Below are 19,601 nucleotides of genomic sequence, written 5' to 3'. Positions count from 1 at the left end.
GGACTGAGTAAATCATGGACAAAATTAGTTCTCCTGCTGAATTTCAGGTAGCCATTCAATCACCTCGATTAACAGTGGCCATCTTCAAGGCTGACTGGTGCTCGGATTGCAAATTTATCGATCCTTTTATCCCAGAGGTAGAGCAGGCTTATGCAGACCGCCTTACACTGGTTGAGGTAGATGTTGATGCCGTGGGCGATGTTAGCCAAGAACAAAATATTATGGGTATTCCAAGCTTCGTCGCATATTCGGATGGACGGGAATTGGTTAGATTCGTTAATAAATTGCGCAAATCCCGTGAAGAGATTGAGAATTTCCTTGATAAAGCGGTCCAAGTGCATCAAAGCCTTCAAAAGTAATTCCTAAGGAACCACCGCTTTCGCCTGTTTGTGCAAAAGCGGTGGTTTTTTGAAATATAAGTCTGGCTGCTTCTTCATTACTAAAAACTGCGGGTGATATTTTTGACGACAAATCAGTTGAAATGGCTTAGTTATCTTACTTGCCTTATCATGTTCCTCGCTGTACTCGGAGGAGCGGTAGTGACGAAGACTGGATCGGGCTTGGAATGCGGAAATGAATGGCCGCTCTGTCATGGGAAATTAATTCCGGCTTATACTATAGGCTCGATGATTGAATACACCCATCGCTTGTTTAGCGGTTTGGCAGGGTTATTCTCACTTGCCTCGATGTTTGCTTTTTGGCGTTATGCCCGTACTCGGCGCGATTTGCTGGGCTATGCATTTATGACTTTATTATTCGTCATCGTTCAAGGTGGTATGGGAGCGCTTGCAGTAATTAAATCCCAATCCGCTGCTGTAATGGCGCTGCATATGGGTTTTTCTTTGATCGCCTTTTCGAGCGCTATGATGTTGGCTCTTGGAACCAAGAGATGGCATGAATCGCGCGAATATGATCATACGTTGGAGGCTCAAAAGAAGCCCGTAAGTAAGGCTTTTCGCAATTTAACTTGTTTTACTGCCATCTATTCTTATATTGTCGTGTATATTGGAGCCTTTGTAAGTCATACGGATTCACAGGGCGGGTGTTCGGGTTGGCCGCTTTGTAATGGAGAATGGGTTCCGGAGCTTTCCGGAGGTGTAGGTGTTGTTTTTACGCATCGGATTGCGGCTTTGCTCTTATTCATGCTTACTGCGCTGCTTGGGCATTTAGCATTTTGGAAACATAAGGATTATCCAGAGCTTAGAGCGCTAGGTGTAGCTGCAGTGCTGTTATGCTTGATGCAGGTGTTTAGTGGGGCGGCTGTGGTTTACACCCTAGATAATGAAAGATTGTACATATTTGCCGCTTTGGCTCATATTTTGCTGATTGCCAGTTTGTTTGGTGTCTTATGTTATATGAGTGTAAGAGTCTGGCAGCTAAATCGTGCGGGTAGTGTCGTGTCTGGAAAAAATGTAACGAACCCAATGATTCCACCGCCTTGGTAGAACATTCCCTCCGTGGATAGAGGCGCTTCACCCGCGGAATAATAAAGTGGAAATCGGTATATCGTGGAGCTGATTGGCCGATGCTTACGTCGCGAGTTTTGTACGAAGCAGTCCATGGAAGCAGACGCTGAACAAAACTTTAGGAGGACTGGGATATGCTGCGGGTATTACTTGGAGAGCCGCCTCGAAAGAACAGTGGTGTGTTGGCTGATGCGATGGAGAATATGGCCACTTTTGCAGCATTGCTGCGCAAGGAAATGAGTGCCCATGAGGATAATGACCATGAATACCGCAAGCTGGAGATTTGGACACGTGGGCTGATTTCCTCTCTGGATGAACTGGAGCAAAGTTGGTTCGCGGCCGCTTTTTACCGGAAATTAGTGATTGCGGGTTATATGGATGATATGACACCGGTGGAACAGGGCGATTATGCACGTTATGTTTATTTTTATAAAGATGGCTTTATCCGGGTTTTCTCTCTTCTGGACAAGCTTGGGACGGTACTGAATCATTTTTATGATCTCAAAACATCCAAATTAAAAACGCACTTTTCTTACTTTACAGTGCTGCGTCAGCTTCAATTATTGAATGTGCATCCTGCATTAGCGGATCAACTGGAACAGATCAAGAACTCCTACCGCGATCCATTGGAGAATTTACGCAAGCGCAGAAATGCTGAAATTCATTATATGAATTCTGAAATGCAGGATGATTTGTGGCAGCGGCACCAAGGTCTGCATGACAAAATTCAGCTCGAGGATCTGGATAGCCATCTTGAGGATTTAAAACAATCGCTCGAAATGAACTGTAAGACATTAATCGCGGCATTCAGCTACAGCAATGAACAGCTGCGTAAGGAAATAAGCAAGGCAAAGAGCATAAAATCGTAATCGTTCAATATATTTCCTTTTGACAAAAATCGATAAACTCACTATACTTATGCTTGCATTAAAGTATGTACGATTTCAGAAAAAATATAATTTCATAACTTTATCTTATCGAGAGCGGCGGAGGGATAGGCCCGATGAAGCCCGGCAACCGATTTGTATCCAGCGCGGGAAGCGTTGTACAAATGTCATGGTGCTAATTCCTACAATGGCGCAGGTTGCGGTCGTTGGCAGATGAGAAGGCATTGTCTTAATAAACCCACAGAGCCTCTTGCGATCTGCATCGATCGTTGGAGGTTTTTTTGTATAGAATAAGTGAAATATAAAGGGGGGGCGACGAGAGTTGATTAATCTAAAAGGGATAACAAAGGTTTATGGAAAAGGGAGTAATGCGGCAACAGCGCTTTCTGGATTGAATCTGTCCATCGAGAAAGGTGAAATATTCGGAGTCATCGGCCACTCTGGAGCGGGGAAAAGTACATTGATCCGTTGCATTAATCTGTTGGAACGTCCGACAGAAGGTGAGGTCTGGGTAGACGGTGTTGAACTAACTAGCCTTAACCAAGGTCAATTACAGGAACAGCGGCGCAAGATTGGGATGATTTTTCAACATTTCAATTTGCTTTCTTCGGCGACGGTGTATGATAATATTGCCTTTCCACTGCGACTTGCAGGTACATCTAGAACAGCTATTGATACAAAAGTGAAAGATCTGCTCGCTCTAGTTGGGCTTGAAGAACATACAGATAAGTATCCTTCTCAGTTATCTGGAGGACAAAAGCAGCGGGTCGGCATCGCCCGGGCACTAGCCAGTGACCCTGATGTGCTGTTGTGTGACGAGGCCACTTCTGCGCTTGATCCCCAGACAACGGATTCCATTCTTAAGCTGCTGCTTGATATTAATAAAAGATTCCATTTGACCATTGTGCTGATCACGCATGAAATGCATGTAATCCAGAGCATCTGCGACCGTGTCGCGGTCATACATGGTGGTGGGATTGTTGAACAAGGCAAAGTTACAGAGGTATTTCTCAAGCCGCAGCATGAGGTTACACGCGATTTCATCCGCAGTGAGACACAGAATGAAGGGCCTCTTCGAGTGGCGCTTGATGCTGCTGCCGGGGATAACTCTCAAGCTGTCAAAATTACTTTTTTCGGAGAAAAAACTTACGGCTCGGCACTATCCGATGTCGTGCGTGATACGGGTGTGAGCTTTGCAATCTTACATGGTACCATCTCAACGATTAAAGATGTGCCTTATGGACAGATGATTGTGCGGTTTGAAGGGCCAGCTGAGGCAATTGCTGTAACGATCTCCAGACTAATTGCTCAAGGCCTTGATGTGGAGGTGATTTCGTAATGAATTTTGCAGATCTAAATTGGCAAGAAATGATGGATGCTACGGTTGCTACTATAAAAATGATATTTTTTTCCGGATTGTTCACAATTATTCTTGGTTTACCACTCGGAATTCTATTGTATTTATGGGGGAAATCGAATAGTATAGTAATCAGAGTAACTTACTCGGTCTTATCATTACTTGTAAATATCCTACGTTCCGTACCCTTTATCATTTTGATGGTGGCTCTAATTCCTTTCAGCAAAGCCGTTGTTGGAACCTCCATTGGTGTACTCGGTACGATTCCACCTCTGGTGATTGGTGCAGCTCCGTTTTTTGCCCGCTTGGTAGAGACGTCGTTAAGAGAGGTAGACCGCGGAGTCATCGAAGCCGCACAAGGTATGGGAGCATCGACGAACCAAATCGTTATGCGTGTTCTTTTGCCAGAAGCTCGTCCAGGTCTGCTAGCTGGAGTTACGATCACACTGGTTACACTGGTCTCCTATACAGCAATGGCTGGTATGGTTGGGGGCGGCGGATTAGGTGACTTGGCGATTCGTTACGGCTACCACCGCTATGAGACGGAGATTATGATTGTTTCTATATTATTTATTGTCGTACTGGTGCAATTGCTACAAATGGCCGGTGACCGACTCGTAAAACATTACACACGGAAATAAGGTACATCCATATATATCCTTATTCAATACAAAATATAGATTAGAGGGGGATTTACAATGAAAAAAGTACTACTTACATTTTTTAGCCTGACACTGGTTGCGGTGCTTGCGGCTTGCGGTAACAACAATGCATCTAATAATGCTGGGAGCTCGGCTGCTACAACAGCACCAAATGCAGAAGCAACAAGTGAACCTACTAAAGATCCTGTGAAACTGGTTATTGGTGCCTCACCTGTGCCTCATGCTGAAATTTTGAAGGCTATTGCTCCATTGCTTGAAAAAGATGGAATTACACTTGAAATTAAAGAATTTACTGACTATATTCAACCTAACGTGCAGCTTGATGAGAAGGAGTTAGACGCTAACTTTTTCCAACACCAACCGTATCTGGATGACCAAAACAAAAATAATAAAACAGATCTGGTCTCCGTTGCATCCGTTCACGTTGAGCCTTTTGGAGCTTATTCCAAAAAAATCAAATCGATCGATGAGTTGGCTGATGGTGCAAAAGTTGCCATTCCGAACGATGCTACTAACGGTGGCCGTGCACTAATCCTACTTGCGAAAAATGGTCTGATTACCTTGAAAGATGATACAAATATTGCTGCAACGAAAGCAGATATCACAGAAAATAAGAAAAACCTCGACATCATTGAGTTGGAAGCAGCAATGCTCCCACGTCAACTGGATGAGGTAGACCTTGCTTTGATCAACACGAACTTTGCACTAGACGCTGGTCTTGTGCCAACTAAAGATGCGCTGTTCATCGAGGGTGTAGATTCCCCTTATGCTAACATTTTGGTAACCCGTCAAGACAATAAAGATTCCGAAGCCATCAAAAAGCTGGTTGCTGCCCTGAATTCTCCAGAAGCTAAAGCTTTCATTGAAGAAAAGTACGAAGGTGCGATCATTCCAGCGTTTTAAGGAATTAAGCTAAATTCGTCTATAGTCATAACAAGAACCCGCAGCCAAGTTGGCTTGCGGGTTTTATGTTCTAAGGTTGTGAGAGAATGTTAAATCCTCTATAATAAGAAAATCCCGATCTCCTTCACAGGAGAATCGGGAGGGTTATTGAACGGGATTTAGAATACTTGAACTACTTCTTCAACGCCTTCTACTTCTTCAAGGAGGGCGCGTTCAATCCCGGCTTTCAAGGTGATCGTGGAGCTTGGGCAGCTGCCGCAGGCACCCATAAGTTTCAACTTAACGATGCCGTCTTCCACATCGACCAGTTCTACGTCACCGCCATCGCGCTGCAGGAACGGACGAAGCTTATCCAGCACTTCTAGTACTTCATCATACATTTCGGTGCTTTGTGCATTCTCACTCATTTCTCAATCACTCCTTTCGTAAGTTCATTATAGTACAAAAAGTTAAAAAATAAAATGGTTAGGCGGAATAGGGAGATCATCATGAGACCAATTATTGAATTTTGTTCCAGCAACATGGGTCACGGAACAGACAAGCTAATGCATAAGCTGGAGGAAAATCCGGATTATGATGTCATTGAATACGGATGTCTGAACAATTGTGGAGAGTGTTATTTAATGCCTTTCGCCATGGTTGAAGGTGACATTATTGCAGCAGACACTGTTGTAGAGCTAGAAGAGAAAATTGAGGCCAAGATCAAAGAGCTTGAGGCTTGGTTTAATATAGATCTTGACTAAATTTCTCGAGAAAAAAAGAGGGAGCACTTCATAATCTAAATTATGGAGTGCTCCCTCTTTTTGGAACCTTACTTGAACAAAATCCACCAATTTGATCGATTAGGCAACATATTGGAGAGTGCAGGTGCTACCGTGAAGGTGCCACCGGACTCAGGCGACCTTATATTGAGTATTTTCCTACATTTGGATTGCTATCGGACCCCATAGTCACTATTCACCTGAAAAACAGCATAAATGAACCTCATTATAAGCAATAACTTCACTGGAGTCCGAAACTCTCCTCCAAAGGCTAAAAATTTGCGAATAAGGATATCTGAGTCCGTAGGGTATACGCACCAATAACGTAAGAAAGCTACTCTCGTGTTTATCTGAGAGTAGCTTCGTTGAATACTTATGAACCAATCTTAGGCTTATCCTAAAGTGCGTTTCGACATCCAGAGCACTCCGCTCTTGAGGATGCGGGGAACCCGTCCTTTGACGGAGCGTTGTCCCATAAGTCCGAATCCTGCTTTTTTGCCTAGTGACCCTAAAGTACCCTTCAGGCGAATAGGATGAAGCTTAGGAGTCTCACCGCGCCAGGTGGCTTGAATAACCTGAGCTACCTGCTCACCCTGTGCTCCAGCGGCTTGTGCGCTTGGTGCAAATGGCAGACTGGCACAGTCACCAATCACATATACCTCAGGATAATCCGGTATACGATAATACTCATCCAGCATAATCCGTCCACCGCGGTCCTTCGACACATTCAAATCTTGAACTACTTTTACAGGTTGAATTCCTGCGGTCCATACTGTCACATCTGAAAGGATTTCCTCGGTACCGTTAAAAATCGAATCCTTCTCTACATGAGATACAGAGATTCGTCCGAGCGTTTGCACCTGATGGTGATGAAACCATTCCTCTACGTACTGTGACAGCTTTGCCGGAAAGGCAGACAAAACACGTTCACCGCGATCCAGAATAGCAATGTTAAGGTCTGGACGGCTCTCCCGAAGCTCTGCGGCTAATTCAACACCGCTTAATCCTCCACCTACGATGTTTATCGTTCCGTAAGGCTTCACATCATTTAAACGGCGGTAGGTTTCCCGAGTACCAGCAAAGGTCTGGATGCTGCAGGTATATTGATCAGCACCAGGGATGTTGTGGTAATTATCGGTACAGCCAAGAGCAATGGCTAGGAGATCATAAGATACAATCTCACCGGATTCCATACTGACTATTTTGCTCTCCAAATCAATGGAACTCACTTCACCGTACCGGACAGTAAGCCGGGGGTGAACCGGAAAATGAATGCGCAGGTGATAATCAGTTACGGTACCTGCGGCGAGCGCATAATATTCCGTTTTGATTCCTTGATAAGGCATTCGGTCAATTAAGATAATTTCAACATCATGAGGAAGATGATTATTGAGTAATTCTTGAATTAAGGCTAGGCCGCCGTAGCCACCGCCAAGAACGAGTATTGTTCTCATGCTGACCGAACTTCCTTTCCAATATGGGATAACAAATCTCAGGTAGTCTTCTTATTCGTATACCTTAACCTCATTATAGAAAGTGTCACGTTCGACAGGAATTCGTCCAGCACCTTTCACTAGCCAGATCAATTCGTCGCGAGTCAGACCTTCCGGTGTTAAGGCGCCAGCCGCGTGGCTGATCCGTTCTTTTAGAATTGTGCCATGCACGTCTGATGCACCGAAGTTCAGCGCAACTTGAGTAAGCTGAGGGCCAATGTTAATGAAGTACGCTTTGATGTGATCGAAATTGTCCAACATCAATCTGCTGATCGCAATGGTCTTCAGATCCTCATAAGCAGAGTTGCGGCGCATGATGCCAGCGTTTTTATTCTTAGGCTGCATGGACAATGGAATGAATACCATAAAGCCATTGGTTTCGTCCTGCAAATCACGGATTTGCATCATATGGCGGATACGGTCTTCGTGAGATTCAATGGAGCCGTACAGCATAGTGGTATGGGTCTTCATCCCAAGCTGATGTGCTGTCCGATGGACTTCCAGATATTCTTCCACATTAGCTTTGTCTACACGCATTTTTTTACGATATTGGTCGGATAATATCTCTGCGCCACCACCGGTGAGTGTTTTAAGTCCAGCAGCACGCAATTGTTCCAGTACCTCACGAATACTCAAACCGCTAATACGGGTAAAGAAATCAATTTCAGCGGCAGTGTAGGCTTTTAAGGTAACCTCAGGAAAACGTTCGTTCAAAGCTTTTAAAGAATCCACATAATATTGGAAGGGAACCTTGTCGTTATGGCCACCAACAATGTGGAATTCGCGTACGCCTGGGTGGATATGTTGTTCGACATATTGCACCATTTCCTGACCGGAAAGGGTATAGGCTCCCTCTTCTCCATCATCTTTGCGGAAATTGCAGAATGCACAGTGCGATTCGCAAACATTGGTGAAATATAGACTCATGTTTTCGATAAAATATACCCGGTTGTGATTCTTGGCGATATTGACTTCATTCGCTAGCTGGCCAATGGTAAGTAAATCGTTGCTTTGATATAAATAAACGCCATCTTCCAAATTCAATCTTTCGCCGCTGCGAACCTTATCAATAATGTTCGCCATTCGGGCATCCGTGTGGGGAGTAAAAAGAGTAGACATATTATGATTTCCTCCTGAAAGTTTACGAGCAGATTGCTCGAAGATAAATTCCAGACGTACCCAAGTGGTAGCTGTTCATTCTAAAAAAGAAAGAGGCGAGCTTGCCTCCGTGACAAATTTCCGAATTTTTACTTAGAGTGCCTTCCCTATTATAAACCTACTCTCCTAAGGGTATCAACAGCTTGATATTGATGGTGTTTTTTCCTGTGAAGGGTCATGCCTAAGGCAGTTGTGACTTGAGGGTAACGGAATAGTCGGTTATACTGAATTTATCAAGCATAAACGTCATTGGCATCCTTATAAAGGTGATAAGCGTTTGAGCGAGAAATATAAGACATAAAGAATAGGTGCAACACTTATACTTTCTTATATTTTTAAGAAATAACTTTTGGCCGGAAGGCCCCTTAAACATAAGTTTCCGCTTATGAAGTGAGACGAATTTGTAGGAGGATGAGATCATGATTAATATTAGTGAAAAAGCAGCAGAACAATTAAAGGCGATGCTTGCTGAACAAGAAGTACCGAACATGTTCCTCCGTATTGGAGTAACGCCCGGCGGTTGCAGTGGATTCTCGTACGCTATGGGCTTTGATGATAATGAAACCGATCAGGACGTATATATGGACATTCAAGACATGAAAGTGGTTGTGGAGAAGGAGAACCTTCGTTACCTGGACGGTCTCGAAATCGACTTTGAAGAATCCGGCATGACGGGTGGCTTCACCATCAACAACCCTAATGCTACTGCAACCTGCGGCTGCGGTTCAAGCTTCCGGACAGCTACAGATGCAGGGAAACCGAACGAAGAGCCTTGCTAATCACGCGGTGTATCAACGTTTTTACCCCGTTGATCTGAACGGTAGCCGAGACGGTAGCCACTCGCGAACAGGCGTTTGGAACTGCGGATTGTACCGGTGAAATTGAACGTTAACAACCCCGAAGGCCCGGAGTTAACAACCCGGAAATGGCCGTTTGTGGGTTGTGGATTACGACCTCTACGACGTATTTAGTCCGCGACTAATGCATATTGGAGGTCGTTTTTATGTCGTTAAATAAACGTACCCGGCGCGTTCCGAACGGAGCCCGCACGCTAAGAGAGTTTCCGAAGATAACGCTAGATCAAGCGTTAGACTTCGCGATTAGTGCGAAACGGGCTGAGGGATTGCGCGATCGGACGTTAATGGATTACGGAAAGCATTATGGTTACTTTCTAAAGTGGTTGAACGATAAATATCCGGAGGTAGAATATGCGGGGGATATAACGACGGCGATGGTGCGAGATCATATCGCGTTTATGAAGTACGATCAGGTGCGCTATGAGGGGCACAAGTATATATCGGAAGAAAATCAGCGAGTAGGCTTGTCAGATACGACGGTTAATATCCGACTTCGTACGCTTAAGGCGATATTTAATCAGCTTGAGCGCGACGAACTACTGGAAATCAATCCGTTTACTAAGGTTAAGCTTATACGCCAGGACGTGGACTTAACGAATTGCCTTACGGATGATGAAGTTAAGGCGATACTAGCGCAGCCTAATCAACGGGATTTCGTAGGCTTTCGGGATTATGTGGCGATTATAACGATTTTGGACAGCGGACTTAGAATTTCGGAATTACTAAGAATAAGCGTCACAGATATCGACTTTCAAACACGATTTATCGTTCTACCTGGCGAGATGAACAAAAACAGAAAGCCAAGAATGGTTCCAATCTCCGCACACACTGCGAAATTACTATTGCAACTAATAGAAGAGAATCGTCAATTTTTTACGACAAATCGCATATTCATGTCATCGTTTGGTGAGCCTGTGACCGCTACGCACTTCAATAAGCGGCTTAAATACTACGGAGAGAAGGCGGGCGTCACTGGTAAGAAGATGACTGCGCACGTTTATCGCCATACGTGGGCGCGCGCAATGATTTTAAACGGAGCCGATCCGTTCACGTTACAGAAAATGGGCGGGTGGTCCGATATACGTACGATGCGCCGATACATTCAGATGGATACGGACGATATGCGGAAGAGTCACGACGAATATTCGCCCGCAGATAGGTTTATTAAGAGACGGAAATAAAAAGCAGCGCTTGGCTCCGGAATATAATGGGGCCTGGCGCTTTCTCTGTTTGTCGTTTTGTGGTAGCCTTTCGAGGACACAACGAGGAGGTTACATATATGGATTACAAGGAGAAAAGGAAACTAATACTTGGGGCACGCGAGGAAAAGGAAAAATTGGATATGTATTCTGCAATAAACATGTTCATAATATCGCGTAAGATTAAGAATTTGACCGAAAATACAACAGCTTCATACAGTCAAGCTCTCTCTAAATTCAGCAACTTTTTAGACGACAATGGTATTGAGAGAATAAACGACATCATTGTTGAAGATATTCATGAGTTCATTCGAACGAGAATGGATGAGGGTAACAGCGCACCGACGATAAATAAGTACATAAGGAGTTTGCGAGCATTCTTTAATTTCCTTTGCAGTGCCGGTTATCTAACAGAGAACCCAATAGAGTCAGTTGAGAAGCTTTCGGAGGAAAAACGTGTTTTGCGTACGCTAAGCCGCGATCAAGTTAGGGCATTACTTGACATACCTAATCGAGCAACACCAATAGGCTACCGTAACTACGTGTTTTTACTGTTGATCCTAGATACCGGCCAACGCCTGGAAGAAGCGTTGACATTTCGTGTTGAGGACGTACATTGGCAGGAGCGAGTAATTAAAGTTTTTGGAAAAGGTCGTAAGGAAAGATTCGTCCCGTTTAGTGACATACTCGCTGCTCACATGCGCGAATATCTAGAGTTGCGCGGTGAGACGGACTCTTCCATTTTCTTCGTTAACGTTGAAGGACAACCCTTGAAACGTCGAACGATTCAGGAGGAAATATCTGAGTACGGGAAGATGGCCGGGATAAAGGGTGTTCGTGTGTCATGTCATACTTTGCGGTATACCTTCGCCAGAAATTATGTGCTAAACTCTGGCGACGTCGTAAGTTTGATGCGCATCATGGGACACAAGAGTCTACATATGGCGCAGCTATATACGGAGATGTTTCAGGCAGATATTTCGAAGCAACACGATAAGTTCTCGCCGGTCAGCTCGATATTTAACTAAAAGGAGACGGCGTCTTCGTTGCGCCTGTTGATGGGACCGTATGTGGGCGTTCGCGTTCTTCTGGCGGAAACAGCGTGATTTCGTAGAGCGCCTCCAGTCCCCGGTGTTTCGACGTCGAAACGTCACTGCCGTACTCATCGAACACGGAGATGAACTTGTGCGCGTAGGATCGTTTAAAGTCGACGTGATCCTCAAGCCAACGTATCCAGCCGCCGACTTCTTCGCGCTGCTGCGCCAGCCTACGCTCATCCGGATCGCCGCTGTCTAGCTTAGCGTCCCGTACGTCCTTCAACCTCCGCCCGATCTCGAATATCGCTTCGCCTGCCACCCGTTTATATGCGTGTATCTCGGCAGTTAATGTTGACACTTCTATGAAAAATATGTGTATAATTGGAAGAGGTGATCTATATTTTCAAAGAGAGGTGAGAATATGAAGGGTTGGTCTATCTTGCTGTATGTTGTTTCGTTGGGTTTGGTTATTTTTGGTCTGGTTACTACCTTCCACTACGGCGACTATAATGCAGACTATAACACGACGGGGAGTATGTTCGGACACATAGTTGGTGGTGACGCTTATAACTACACAATAATAGCAACTAGAGGTGTTGTGTTACTTATAGCGGGATTAATTGCGGCTCTAGTGGCGAGCGCCTTATTGATTGTGAACGCTATTCAAGAAGCAGAGTACAGAATGAAGTCGTCTGCGGAGGGCCTTGAGTACCGATTCAGAGAAACCGTTAGAGAGTTAGGAACTTCGAATACATAATTATAGAACTTAATAAAAAGGCGCAGTCTTAGCGGAGAGTATCCGTTAGGGCTGCGCCTTTCTTCGTTCATATATCGACCGTTCTGCCTGCGTAAGCCCTTGAATTAGCCCCGCTAGGGCTGTCCGAGGGTAAACCGTAAGGGTGCGGAGTAAAGGTGCTAATTTGACGGTAATTATACGTAAAGAGACCGCTATTAACGTTCGGCGGTCGGTATGTACTCGATTATATCGTCTATTCCAATAGTACGCTCAATGCCTTTTTCCTTTGCCAGCTCATTAAGGGCGTCGAGGATATTCGCTAACGTATCGAGCTTGATCGTTCGGGTATCTCCACCTGCGAGGTCTAGAATAGTCGCTGGCCGTGTCTTGGATTCGACCGCGATCTTATTACGAGTGGTGCCGAGTACGTCAAGGGTAGCGCCCAATTTAAATTTAATACGATTATCTTCCACGGCTTCAAACGCTCCTTATAACTTGTTAACCTCATTATACAGCGTATTACCCGCATCGTAAAACTTTTTCGAGTTTACTATTGACGTATTACTTCGCGAGTAGTATAGTGAACTCAAATTGGCCGTTTGTAAAAGCCTTCTTTACTCTCAGCGCAATTATCATTAAGGAACTACTTCTATAACACGGAGGGATTACGCCAATGTCTAAAATTACCGTTGTGACTGAATTGTACGATAGGAACGAAGAATTAGAGCGCTACGAATATCCCGGCGTCCTCGTTGACGATAACCACGCGTTTTATATCGACGCTGAATACCGCACCGTTATCCTTGAGCGTGTTAATTCTGTCAGCGGCGAATATCTAACAACCGGAGGCCCCGGCGCAGTCGGCTTCGATTTACCGGTAGATGATGTAACGTTTTTCGATCGCATAACGGAAATGTCGGCCGTCGAGCTTTTATCCGTGCTAGTCCGGCATAGTAAGGAGGGCGCATAATGACCGCTAAGCCTATAACGCTAATCTACCTGTATGACGCTGATGACGAGGAACCACAGTATGAAACGCTACCGGCGTACCTAATCGGAGAGGATCGTGCGCTATTCGTGTCCGATGGACAGTTATGGGCGCACGAAGTCCACCAGAGCGAAGCAGATCCGGATATTTACGTAGGAGGCAACGAAGACGCTGGCGTGATTATTGCGGAGAACGTGAATGGCTCGGCTGCTGACGTAATACCGGCGCTGATTAAACGGTGGACAAGCATGACCGCGTTGGAATTCATCGTACGCGATTTGATTGCCGCGCCGTTGCTGGAATTGGGGTTGACGATATAGACCGCCTGATGATGGCCCGCTGCGGTGCGGGTTGAAACCGGGGAACATGCACGCCCGGTCGCGGATTCCGCACTCATACAATAGTCGTCGGACTTTAAACGCGGAGGTCATTCATGGCACAAACAATTGAAATTGGATACGCGCTCGACCGCAGAACCGGCAATTTCATCGTCACTAAACTCGATTACATCTTCCCCGCAAGTAGTAAATTCCGTCGCCAACAAATCGTCGTCCTTCCTGGCGCATTCTTCCGTGCATTGCCTTCCGTTGATCGTAGATCTGTCGCAAATGTCATCGAAATTACCGCTAATCAGGCGCACGAACTCGGCTTCATCGTCCGCGAAAAATCGGAGGTCGCCGCCTATGACTTCGCAGTCACAGCATAGTTCCGCTATGATGCCGGGCCAACACTGGTATTCTTGCGTACTCGACCGCGAGCACTGGCGTATCACTACTAACGTATACACTGACAGGACTCTAACTGGTGAGGAACTGTTACCGCTGGCTATTGAGATAGCGATTGTACACGCGCGGGCTCTTGGTGAAATCGCGCTACCGGACGAGTATGCCCCGGTTGGTTATCAATATCGCGGTATTATGTGAAGGAGGTGATTTGATGAAATGGAATAGAAGGATTGTCCGCCGGGACCGTAGACGCCTTTATATACTACAGGCCGGAGACATATACGCAGAGATTAAACTGCGTCCGCAGGGTGTACGGCTTGGGTAACGGTGCGCTAACACCGAATACTCTGACCAAAGCAATGTTTGTACCAGGTACTACCGGACCGACATCGTTGCAGCGTTGACGGCCTATGTTCAACTTAGGATGTAGCTTCAAACGACCTCCTTCCGCGCCTACCGGTTGCACCCGGAGGAACACCCCGCGGATAACTCAGGTTCACGGTGAACCTAACCCTGTACTGTCAGCGCCAAATGACGGATCGTCATGCAGGGGGAACTCTAGGACAGCGTGTCCTAAACCTTACGCAGTACGCCAAAGCTGCGCGTAACAACCGTATACAGCGCCAAATGTGTGCGGAACAGTGTTCCGGTCACTCACGCCAATGTGTGACCGGACTTCCTAACGCCAATTACTGTATCTGCGGACTTGGCCGTCCAAAGCTACGTTAACATATAGCGGATGGCACCGCCTTTACTACGAGTAGCTTCGGGGGCATCCAAGGTTGCTTGTCCTTTATATTACACTAATACGAACGTATGTTCAATAGGTTCCAAAATATTATAAATAATTTTGCGCGTGTCCCAATCCAACAAAAATCTGTCCTTATATTCATTGAGAGGTGCGGGAGCGTCTGTGGCTTTTATATATTACCGTATAGCGCTTGTCCCAATTCCGAAAGTTTATGTCCCTATATACAGTAAAGGAGAGAATCAATGTCCCAATCTGCAGCATCATTGTCCGTATGTGCAGTGTAGGCAGATTATTTTCCGTAGAAGGTGCGCGAGGCCGAAGTCATTGCGGATATTAACGCAGAGTGCGTGCGGATCGCTTGAGCACGTCGACTTTATTAATATAGCGTGTGTACGGAATACGATCGGCCACGTTATATCAATTGAAAGTGTGCGAAACAGTAGTCTGCGGCACCAAGTATAGTAAGGGCGCAATTTTCTCCGAAGTGTGCGAAAGGACTCCGCGCTGTAGATAATACTGTGAATGGTGCGGGAGGCTGCGCAGCCTGTAAGTAGATGAGTAGGCGGATTTATTTTATTTCCGCTGGAAGTGTGCGGGAGGGACTACGTTTACGTTAATAATTATAGGGGTGTATATCCGTTGACTATAAAATCCAAACGATAAGGGAGGACGCTACATGAACGATAATCGCTGCGTTGTTGGGCGCTTCGGCTCGGCGACATTTACGTTAGGACAAGCTGCGCTAGTGCTCGGATGGGACGAGCGTACTATGCGCGAGTTTTTGTACCGCCGCAAGGTGTTGCGTAAAAAAGGTCTGCCGCTACAACGCTTTATTCCAAAGTATTTCGTTATCCACGAGTTTGAGGTGACGGAGACGCCAGAACCTCCGTTCATTATGCGTTACACGGGCGTGACCCCCGACGGTGTTCTACTAATACGGAAAGTACGCGAGGGTGAAGACGTTAACGTGCGGGATGATAGTGGGGAGATTCGCGTCATGACGGATCAAATACCGACGCGGCTGCCCTTCGTGGCTTAGTCGTTTATATAAAACCAAACAAAAGGAGGCGTCGTAATGGGACAGTTGGCGAAATTGTTTACGCATGAGAGATTCGGGAGTGTTCATGTGCTCGTTATTGACAGCAAGGAGATGTTTGGAGCTACGCAAGTTGCCGCAGCTCTTGGCTATTCTAACACGCGGGATGCGATTACAAGACACTGTCGGGAGGATGGGGTCGTGATTCACGACGTCATCGATAGTCTTGGACGCACACAGCAAATGAAGTTCATAAATGAGGGTAATGTCTACCGCCTCGTTGTCCGATCTAAGCTCCCGGAAGCCGAGCAGTTCGAGCGTTGGTTATTCGACGAAATACTTCCAACGATGCGCAAAACTGGCGGAGCAGTTGTAAACGACGCGCTCTTTATCGACACATACTTACCGTTCGCAGATGCGGCCACTCGCGCGATGTTCGCGGCTACCCTCGAAACTGTCCGGAAACAGACCGAACATATTGCGGTTATACAGCCAAAAGCGGACAAATACACGGAGTTTCTCGATTCCGAGGGATTAACGGCGTTTACAACGATCGGTAAACACTTCATGGGCGGGGTAGTTGGTGCGGAGGAAATCACGGCTTTTCTACAGAAGCACGGCGTTCTTTACTCACGTAAAATTGACAGATGTTTTCCGCCGCGGAAAGGTTACGAGAAGTATTTTCGTGTTGTTCCTTATTTCAAGGGCGGATTCCTACTTAACAACACCGTTAAGGCTACCGCCGAGGGGATAGACTTAATCGTCGATATGTATCAACGTGTTCGGGAAGGGTTACCTGCGGTGTCCAAACCGCCGATTCCGCATATATCACGGCCTATGAAGGTTAGCCTACGCTTGAATGCGTAACTAATAAGAGAGGTATCGGCTACTTTGCGGTGCCTCTTTTTCATAAACAAACGGAGGAGGAATACGGATGGAATTTGTCCAGGCAGTAACCGCGTACCAAAGGGCTGGCGACCGCCACATAATCAACTCAATACTAGAGGATGTCGAAACGGATTTCTTAGCGAATACTTCACGCAGATATAAAACGAACTTCACGCACGACATTTCGATAAATCTGACGAGTCCGGAGGAGTATATCGCTTATCGAATAAAGGCGATCCGCGAGAAAGCCGTCAAGCGCGTATTCTATATCCGTAAAGATTCCGGATGGGCTCACTCGGAGATTAACCGTTATTTATCCATAATGGTGCTCGATTTACGTATGCGCATCCCTTTCAAACCAGTGCGCCATAACGATTTCGGCTATGAGTACACGTTAACTCCCGAATTTACCGCCTGGCTAAGAGAAAAGAACGGCCGCATAGAGCGAAGATTCCGCGAAGAAGGATTCGGCAGTTCATTTACGCAGTACCAACGCGCCCTAGACGTTGCGGATCGTACTGAACGCGAAGCCGTGATTGAAGAAACGCGTATACGGGCGGAGGTTATGGCGGACATGGTCGGCGCACTAGAGTACGCGCTAAAATACGTCGATGTCAGCCGCAGTCCGAGGGAGATCGTCACATACGTCAATAAGGCGCTGCTAACACGCTACTACGAAGCCCAAGCACGCCGAAAAGGGATGCGGAGAGTTACCGTAGACGGGCGCCGCCAAATGATTGCGCCTTTTTATGAGGGAGCGATCCGAACGATATTGGGCGTTAACTCTACGGAAGATTACGTATATAAGCGCGTAACCGATAAACAGGCGGATTTCCTGCGTGAGCTCATCGGTATTGTCGAAACGGACATGGCTGCAGAGGATTGCGCGGCCTACCACGTGCTTCCGGACGGTGAGTACCGTCTCTCACGAAAATACGCGGCGGAGAAGACCGGATTATCTTACACAACCGTGAAAATGCGGCTATTAAGAATTCGAAAATTAATTACGGAAAGGGTCGCCTAAATGTATCCGTAAGGATGTATATTTAGATACTTTGCAGGAAGAAATAAGGGAGATCGCTGCCGCAAAACCCCCGCATAAACCAAAGGGATAAAAGGCGAACGAGTCATGCGGCGGATTACGTTTAAGTTTATTTCTTCCGAAGGTTGCTTTTTATGTGATTTCTTATCGGGAGATATAGAAAGGCACATTTATTTTTTTTGATACCTATATTTTACGCGCACAGTTACACACATATATGAAAGGACTGCTTTCGAGCGGTCTTATTCCGTTTGGATACGAATGCTGCGGGTATACTCCGCACGTCCTTACGTTATTTTAACGATGGAGGGGATGGTAGAGTGGGAGTTTTAGAGAAGACGATAGAGGTGAGTCTAGTGTTCAACAACAGACAGTACTACATAGACAAAGGGTACTTTATAGGACCTGGCGTAAAGAAGCTGGAGGTATTGGTAGAAGACTTACCGCGAGGGTGCGAAAAGTTAGTTACACCTATGTGTGATGCTTGCGGTATGGTAGGGAGACCTCGGAAATGGTCTTTTGTTAGAAGAGATCGCATGTACGGCACCGATCTATGTTCAAAGTGTATGTACGATATAAATGTCATCATTGATCATGGCGATAGTGAGTCCGTCGGTGAGAAAACAGTAAAATACTGGTTAGACTATTACCAGTTAGAATATAGAACGCAAGTGCGCAGAAAAGGTGTTACCGGAGTTTGTAGGAGACCTCTACTATTCGACTTCGCAGTGCTGGGCCTCTCCGGAGAGCCTATCGCGTTTATAGAATACGATGGGGAACAACATTACCGTCCGGCGGTATTTGACGGGGAAGACCCAAGTAAGGCCGGCTATAACTTCGCGTTCCAGCAGGAGTATGATCGGATAAAAAACAGATATTGCGCAAAGGCGGGCGTTCCTATGATTCGCATAAAGTACGCGCTGTCTGTTCAAGAGATCGGCGAGGTTATAAGTAGTTTGAAAGGGGAGTTGCTCGTTGCCTAGTAATTACCTTTATTGTTATTCGCCTGCTATGTTCCATTTCTTACGTTCTGCAGGACATCGCTATATCTGCGTAGGAATCAACGAAAAGACTGGCGGACGCTTCTGGCTATACGCAAAGGATGACGCGGTTAAACGGAGTCTAGACGAGTATGGTGCGGGTAGTTAGCTCGTAAATTACGTGGAGTGGAGTGATATGGAGTATGGGCAAGCAATTCCGTGATATAGGACACGAAGCAGCTAGACGCAAATCAGCGTTTTTGGACCGTGGGCATTACGCTCCGGTCCCGCATGATTTATTCCGCCGGATAGTACCGATCGCGCGCGAGTACGATAAGGGTAATGCGCATATAGCGGCTATCTATACGTACTTACTTTCGATGGTGAACGGACAGCCGGACAATGACCGGTACATGAGCGCATTCCCTTCCGTTCAACGTATTGCTGACGAAACGGGTATCGGACGTAATCGGATAAAGCGACTTTGTGACGTACTAGAGGCGGTCGGACTCGTTAAATCAGCGATGGATTATACAACTAATAAGCGCGATAAACTTTACTATCCGCAATATTATAGCGGACTTACTGACGAGCAGATACGCGCTAAATTAGATGTTCTATATGGTCATTCACCGGAGAGTGATTTACCTAATGCACTGTAGAGTGAATTACCTA

General features: G+C 46.1%; 26 protein-coding genes and 1 riboswitch. Of the genes, 21 read left to right on the top strand and 5 right to left on the bottom strand.

Annotated features, from left to right (window positions below; translation table 11 throughout):
• Positions 1 to 14 precede the first annotated feature (14 nt).
• The 6 genes from MKZ16_RS27355 (at position 15) to MKZ16_RS27330 (ending at position 5,275) form a co-directional block, all read left to right on the top strand.
• A complete protein-coding gene (locus MKZ16_RS27355) occupies positions 15 to 359 on the top strand; it encodes a thioredoxin family protein (protein ID WP_036685265.1) in 345 nt (114 codons plus the stop codon).
• 102 nt (positions 360 to 461) lie between these two features.
• On the top strand, positions 462 to 1,445 hold the full coding sequence (locus MKZ16_RS27350) for a COX15/CtaA family protein (RefSeq protein ID WP_076099376.1): 984 nt from the start codon (positions 462 to 464) through the stop codon (positions 1,443 to 1,445).
• Positions 1,446 to 1,600: 155 nt separating this feature from the next.
• A complete protein-coding gene (locus MKZ16_RS27345; RefSeq protein ID WP_036685261.1) occupies positions 1,601 to 2,335 on the top strand; it encodes a Cthe_2314 family HEPN domain-containing protein in 735 nt (244 codons plus the stop codon).
• 102 nt (positions 2,336 to 2,437) lie between these two features.
• Positions 2,438 to 2,573, top strand: a riboswitch (SAM riboswitch).
• A gap of 102 nt (positions 2,574 to 2,675) precedes the next feature.
• A complete protein-coding gene (locus MKZ16_RS27340) occupies positions 2,676 to 3,692 on the top strand; it encodes a methionine ABC transporter ATP-binding protein (RefSeq protein WP_036685258.1) in 1,017 nt (338 codons plus the stop codon).
• Positions 3,692 to 4,351, top strand: coding sequence for a methionine ABC transporter permease (locus tag MKZ16_RS27335; protein WP_036685255.1), 660 nt, complete (start codon positions 3,692 to 3,694; stop codon positions 4,349 to 4,351). The genes MKZ16_RS27340 and MKZ16_RS27335 overlap by 1 nt, the downstream gene beginning before the upstream one ends.
• A 57-nt stretch (positions 4,352 to 4,408) precedes the next feature.
• On the top strand, positions 4,409 to 5,275 hold the full coding sequence (locus MKZ16_RS27330; protein WP_036685252.1) for a MetQ/NlpA family ABC transporter substrate-binding protein: 867 nt from the start codon (positions 4,409 to 4,411) through the stop codon (positions 5,273 to 5,275).
• A 158-nt stretch (positions 5,276 to 5,433) separates the two neighbouring features.
• On the opposite strand, the gene MKZ16_RS27325 is transcribed toward MKZ16_RS27330, so the two are convergent.
• Positions 5,434 to 5,682: a NifU family protein gene (locus MKZ16_RS27325; RefSeq protein ID WP_036685249.1), complete on the bottom strand. Its 249-nt coding sequence runs from the start codon at positions 5,680 to 5,682 to the stop codon at positions 5,434 to 5,436.
• A gap of 81 nt (positions 5,683 to 5,763) precedes the next feature.
• On the opposite strand from MKZ16_RS27325, the gene MKZ16_RS27320 reads away from it, so the two are divergent.
• Positions 5,764 to 6,018: a YuzB family protein gene (locus tag MKZ16_RS27320; protein WP_076105303.1), complete on the top strand. Its 255-nt coding sequence runs from the start codon at positions 5,764 to 5,766 to the stop codon at positions 6,016 to 6,018.
• 410 nt (positions 6,019 to 6,428) lie between these two features.
• On the opposite strand, the gene MKZ16_RS27315 is transcribed toward MKZ16_RS27320, so the two are convergent.
• Positions 6,429 to 7,490: an NAD(P)/FAD-dependent oxidoreductase gene (locus MKZ16_RS27315; RefSeq protein WP_076099373.1), complete on the bottom strand. Its 1,062-nt coding sequence runs from the start codon at positions 7,488 to 7,490 to the stop codon at positions 6,429 to 6,431.
• Between the two features lie 51 nt (positions 7,491 to 7,541).
• On the bottom strand, positions 7,542 to 8,648 hold the full coding sequence (mqnE, locus tag MKZ16_RS27310; protein WP_036685236.1) for an aminofutalosine synthase MqnE: 1,107 nt from the start codon (positions 8,646 to 8,648) through the stop codon (positions 7,542 to 7,544).
• 458 nt (positions 8,649 to 9,106) lie between these two features.
• On the opposite strand from mqnE, the gene MKZ16_RS27305 reads away from it, so the two are divergent.
• The 3 genes from MKZ16_RS27305 to MKZ16_RS27295 all read left to right on the top strand — a co-directional run bounded on the left by MKZ16_RS27305 (position 9,107) and on the right by MKZ16_RS27295 (position 11,771).
• Positions 9,107 to 9,466, top strand: a complete 360-nt coding sequence (locus MKZ16_RS27305; RefSeq protein WP_036685235.1) for an iron-sulfur cluster assembly accessory protein — start codon at positions 9,107 to 9,109, stop codon at positions 9,464 to 9,466.
• A gap of 224 nt (positions 9,467 to 9,690) precedes the next feature.
• The gene (locus tag MKZ16_RS27300; protein WP_076105302.1) at positions 9,691 to 10,725 is read left to right on the top strand and encodes a tyrosine-type recombinase/integrase; all 1,035 of its coding nucleotides are present in this window, start codon (positions 9,691 to 9,693) and stop codon (positions 10,723 to 10,725) included.
• Between the two features lie 98 nt (positions 10,726 to 10,823).
• The gene (locus MKZ16_RS27295; protein ID WP_076105301.1) at positions 10,824 to 11,771 is read left to right on the top strand and encodes a tyrosine-type recombinase/integrase; all 948 of its coding nucleotides are present in this window, start codon (positions 10,824 to 10,826) and stop codon (positions 11,769 to 11,771) included.
• Here MKZ16_RS27295 and MKZ16_RS27290 read toward each other — a convergent pair.
• The gene (locus tag MKZ16_RS27290; RefSeq protein ID WP_339814989.1) at positions 11,764 to 12,099 is read right to left on the bottom strand and encodes a DUF3102 domain-containing protein; all 336 of its coding nucleotides are present in this window, start codon (positions 12,097 to 12,099) and stop codon (positions 11,764 to 11,766) included. The genes MKZ16_RS27295 and MKZ16_RS27290 overlap by 8 nt on opposite strands.
• 102 nt (positions 12,100 to 12,201) lie before the next feature.
• Here MKZ16_RS27290 and MKZ16_RS27285 point away from each other — a divergent pair, with 102 nt between their 5' ends.
• The gene (locus MKZ16_RS27285) at positions 12,202 to 12,537 is read left to right on the top strand and encodes a hypothetical protein (protein ID WP_076105299.1); all 336 of its coding nucleotides are present in this window, start codon (positions 12,202 to 12,204) and stop codon (positions 12,535 to 12,537) included.
• Between the two features lie 194 nt (positions 12,538 to 12,731).
• Here MKZ16_RS27285 and MKZ16_RS27280 read toward each other — a convergent pair whose 3' ends face one another.
• Positions 12,732 to 12,989, bottom strand: coding sequence for an XRE family transcriptional regulator (locus MKZ16_RS27280; RefSeq protein ID WP_081393407.1), 258 nt, complete (start codon positions 12,987 to 12,989; stop codon positions 12,732 to 12,734).
• 200 nt (positions 12,990 to 13,189) lie between these two features.
• Here MKZ16_RS27280 and MKZ16_RS27275 point away from each other — a divergent pair, with 200 nt between their 5' ends.
• The 10 genes from MKZ16_RS27275 to MKZ16_RS27230 all read left to right on the top strand — a co-directional run bounded on the left by MKZ16_RS27275 (position 13,190) and on the right by MKZ16_RS27230 (position 19,588).
• Positions 13,190 to 13,486: a hypothetical protein gene (locus MKZ16_RS27275; protein ID WP_076105297.1), complete on the top strand. Its 297-nt coding sequence runs from the start codon at positions 13,190 to 13,192 to the stop codon at positions 13,484 to 13,486.
• Positions 13,486 to 13,824 carry a hypothetical protein gene (locus tag MKZ16_RS27270; RefSeq protein ID WP_076105296.1) on the top strand — a complete coding sequence of 113 codons (339 nt, stop codon included), beginning with the start codon at positions 13,486 to 13,488 and terminating at the stop codon, positions 13,822 to 13,824. The genes MKZ16_RS27275 and MKZ16_RS27270 overlap by 1 nt, the downstream gene beginning before the upstream one ends.
• Positions 13,825 to 13,937: 113 nt before the next feature.
• Positions 13,938 to 14,210 (top strand): hypothetical protein, encoded by a 273-nt coding sequence (locus tag MKZ16_RS27265; protein ID WP_076105295.1) that lies wholly within the window; start codon positions 13,938 to 13,940, stop codon positions 14,208 to 14,210.
• Positions 14,188 to 14,427: a hypothetical protein gene (locus tag MKZ16_RS27260; RefSeq protein ID WP_076105294.1), complete on the top strand. Its 240-nt coding sequence runs from the start codon at positions 14,188 to 14,190 to the stop codon at positions 14,425 to 14,427. The genes MKZ16_RS27265 and MKZ16_RS27260 overlap by 23 nt, the downstream gene beginning before the upstream one ends.
• A gap of 333 nt (positions 14,428 to 14,760) precedes the next feature.
• Positions 14,761 to 14,958: a hypothetical protein gene (locus MKZ16_RS27255; protein ID WP_339814985.1), complete on the top strand. Its 198-nt coding sequence runs from the start codon at positions 14,761 to 14,763 to the stop codon at positions 14,956 to 14,958.
• A gap of 698 nt (positions 14,959 to 15,656) precedes the next feature.
• Positions 15,657 to 16,019: a hypothetical protein gene (locus MKZ16_RS27250; RefSeq protein WP_076105293.1), complete on the top strand. Its 363-nt coding sequence runs from the start codon at positions 15,657 to 15,659 to the stop codon at positions 16,017 to 16,019.
• 36 nt (positions 16,020 to 16,055) lie between these two features.
• Positions 16,056 to 16,883: a BRO family protein gene (locus MKZ16_RS27245; RefSeq protein WP_076105292.1), complete on the top strand. Its 828-nt coding sequence runs from the start codon at positions 16,056 to 16,058 to the stop codon at positions 16,881 to 16,883.
• A gap of 67 nt (positions 16,884 to 16,950) precedes the next feature.
• On the top strand, positions 16,951 to 17,928 hold the full coding sequence (locus MKZ16_RS27240) for a hypothetical protein (RefSeq protein WP_076105291.1): 978 nt from the start codon (positions 16,951 to 16,953) through the stop codon (positions 17,926 to 17,928).
• Positions 17,929 to 18,266: 338 nt separating this feature from the next.
• Complete coding sequence (locus MKZ16_RS27235) at positions 18,267 to 18,929, top strand: DUF2726 domain-containing protein (protein WP_076105290.1); 663 nt, start codon at positions 18,267 to 18,269, stop codon at positions 18,927 to 18,929.
• A 200-nt stretch (positions 18,930 to 19,129) separates the two neighbouring features.
• Positions 19,130 to 19,588: a hypothetical protein gene (locus tag MKZ16_RS27230; RefSeq protein WP_076105289.1), complete on the top strand. Its 459-nt coding sequence runs from the start codon at positions 19,130 to 19,132 to the stop codon at positions 19,586 to 19,588.
• Positions 19,589 to 19,601: the final 13 nt, after the last annotated feature.

The sequence above is a fragment of the Paenibacillus sp. FSL R5-0928 genome (genome assembly GCF_037970385.1).
Classification (GTDB): Bacteria; Bacillota; Bacilli; order Paenibacillales; family Paenibacillaceae; genus Paenibacillus_AQ; species Paenibacillus_AQ odorifer.
The sequence above is the reverse complement of the archived record's forward strand: the minus strand, read 5'-3'. Positions and strand labels throughout refer to the sequence as shown.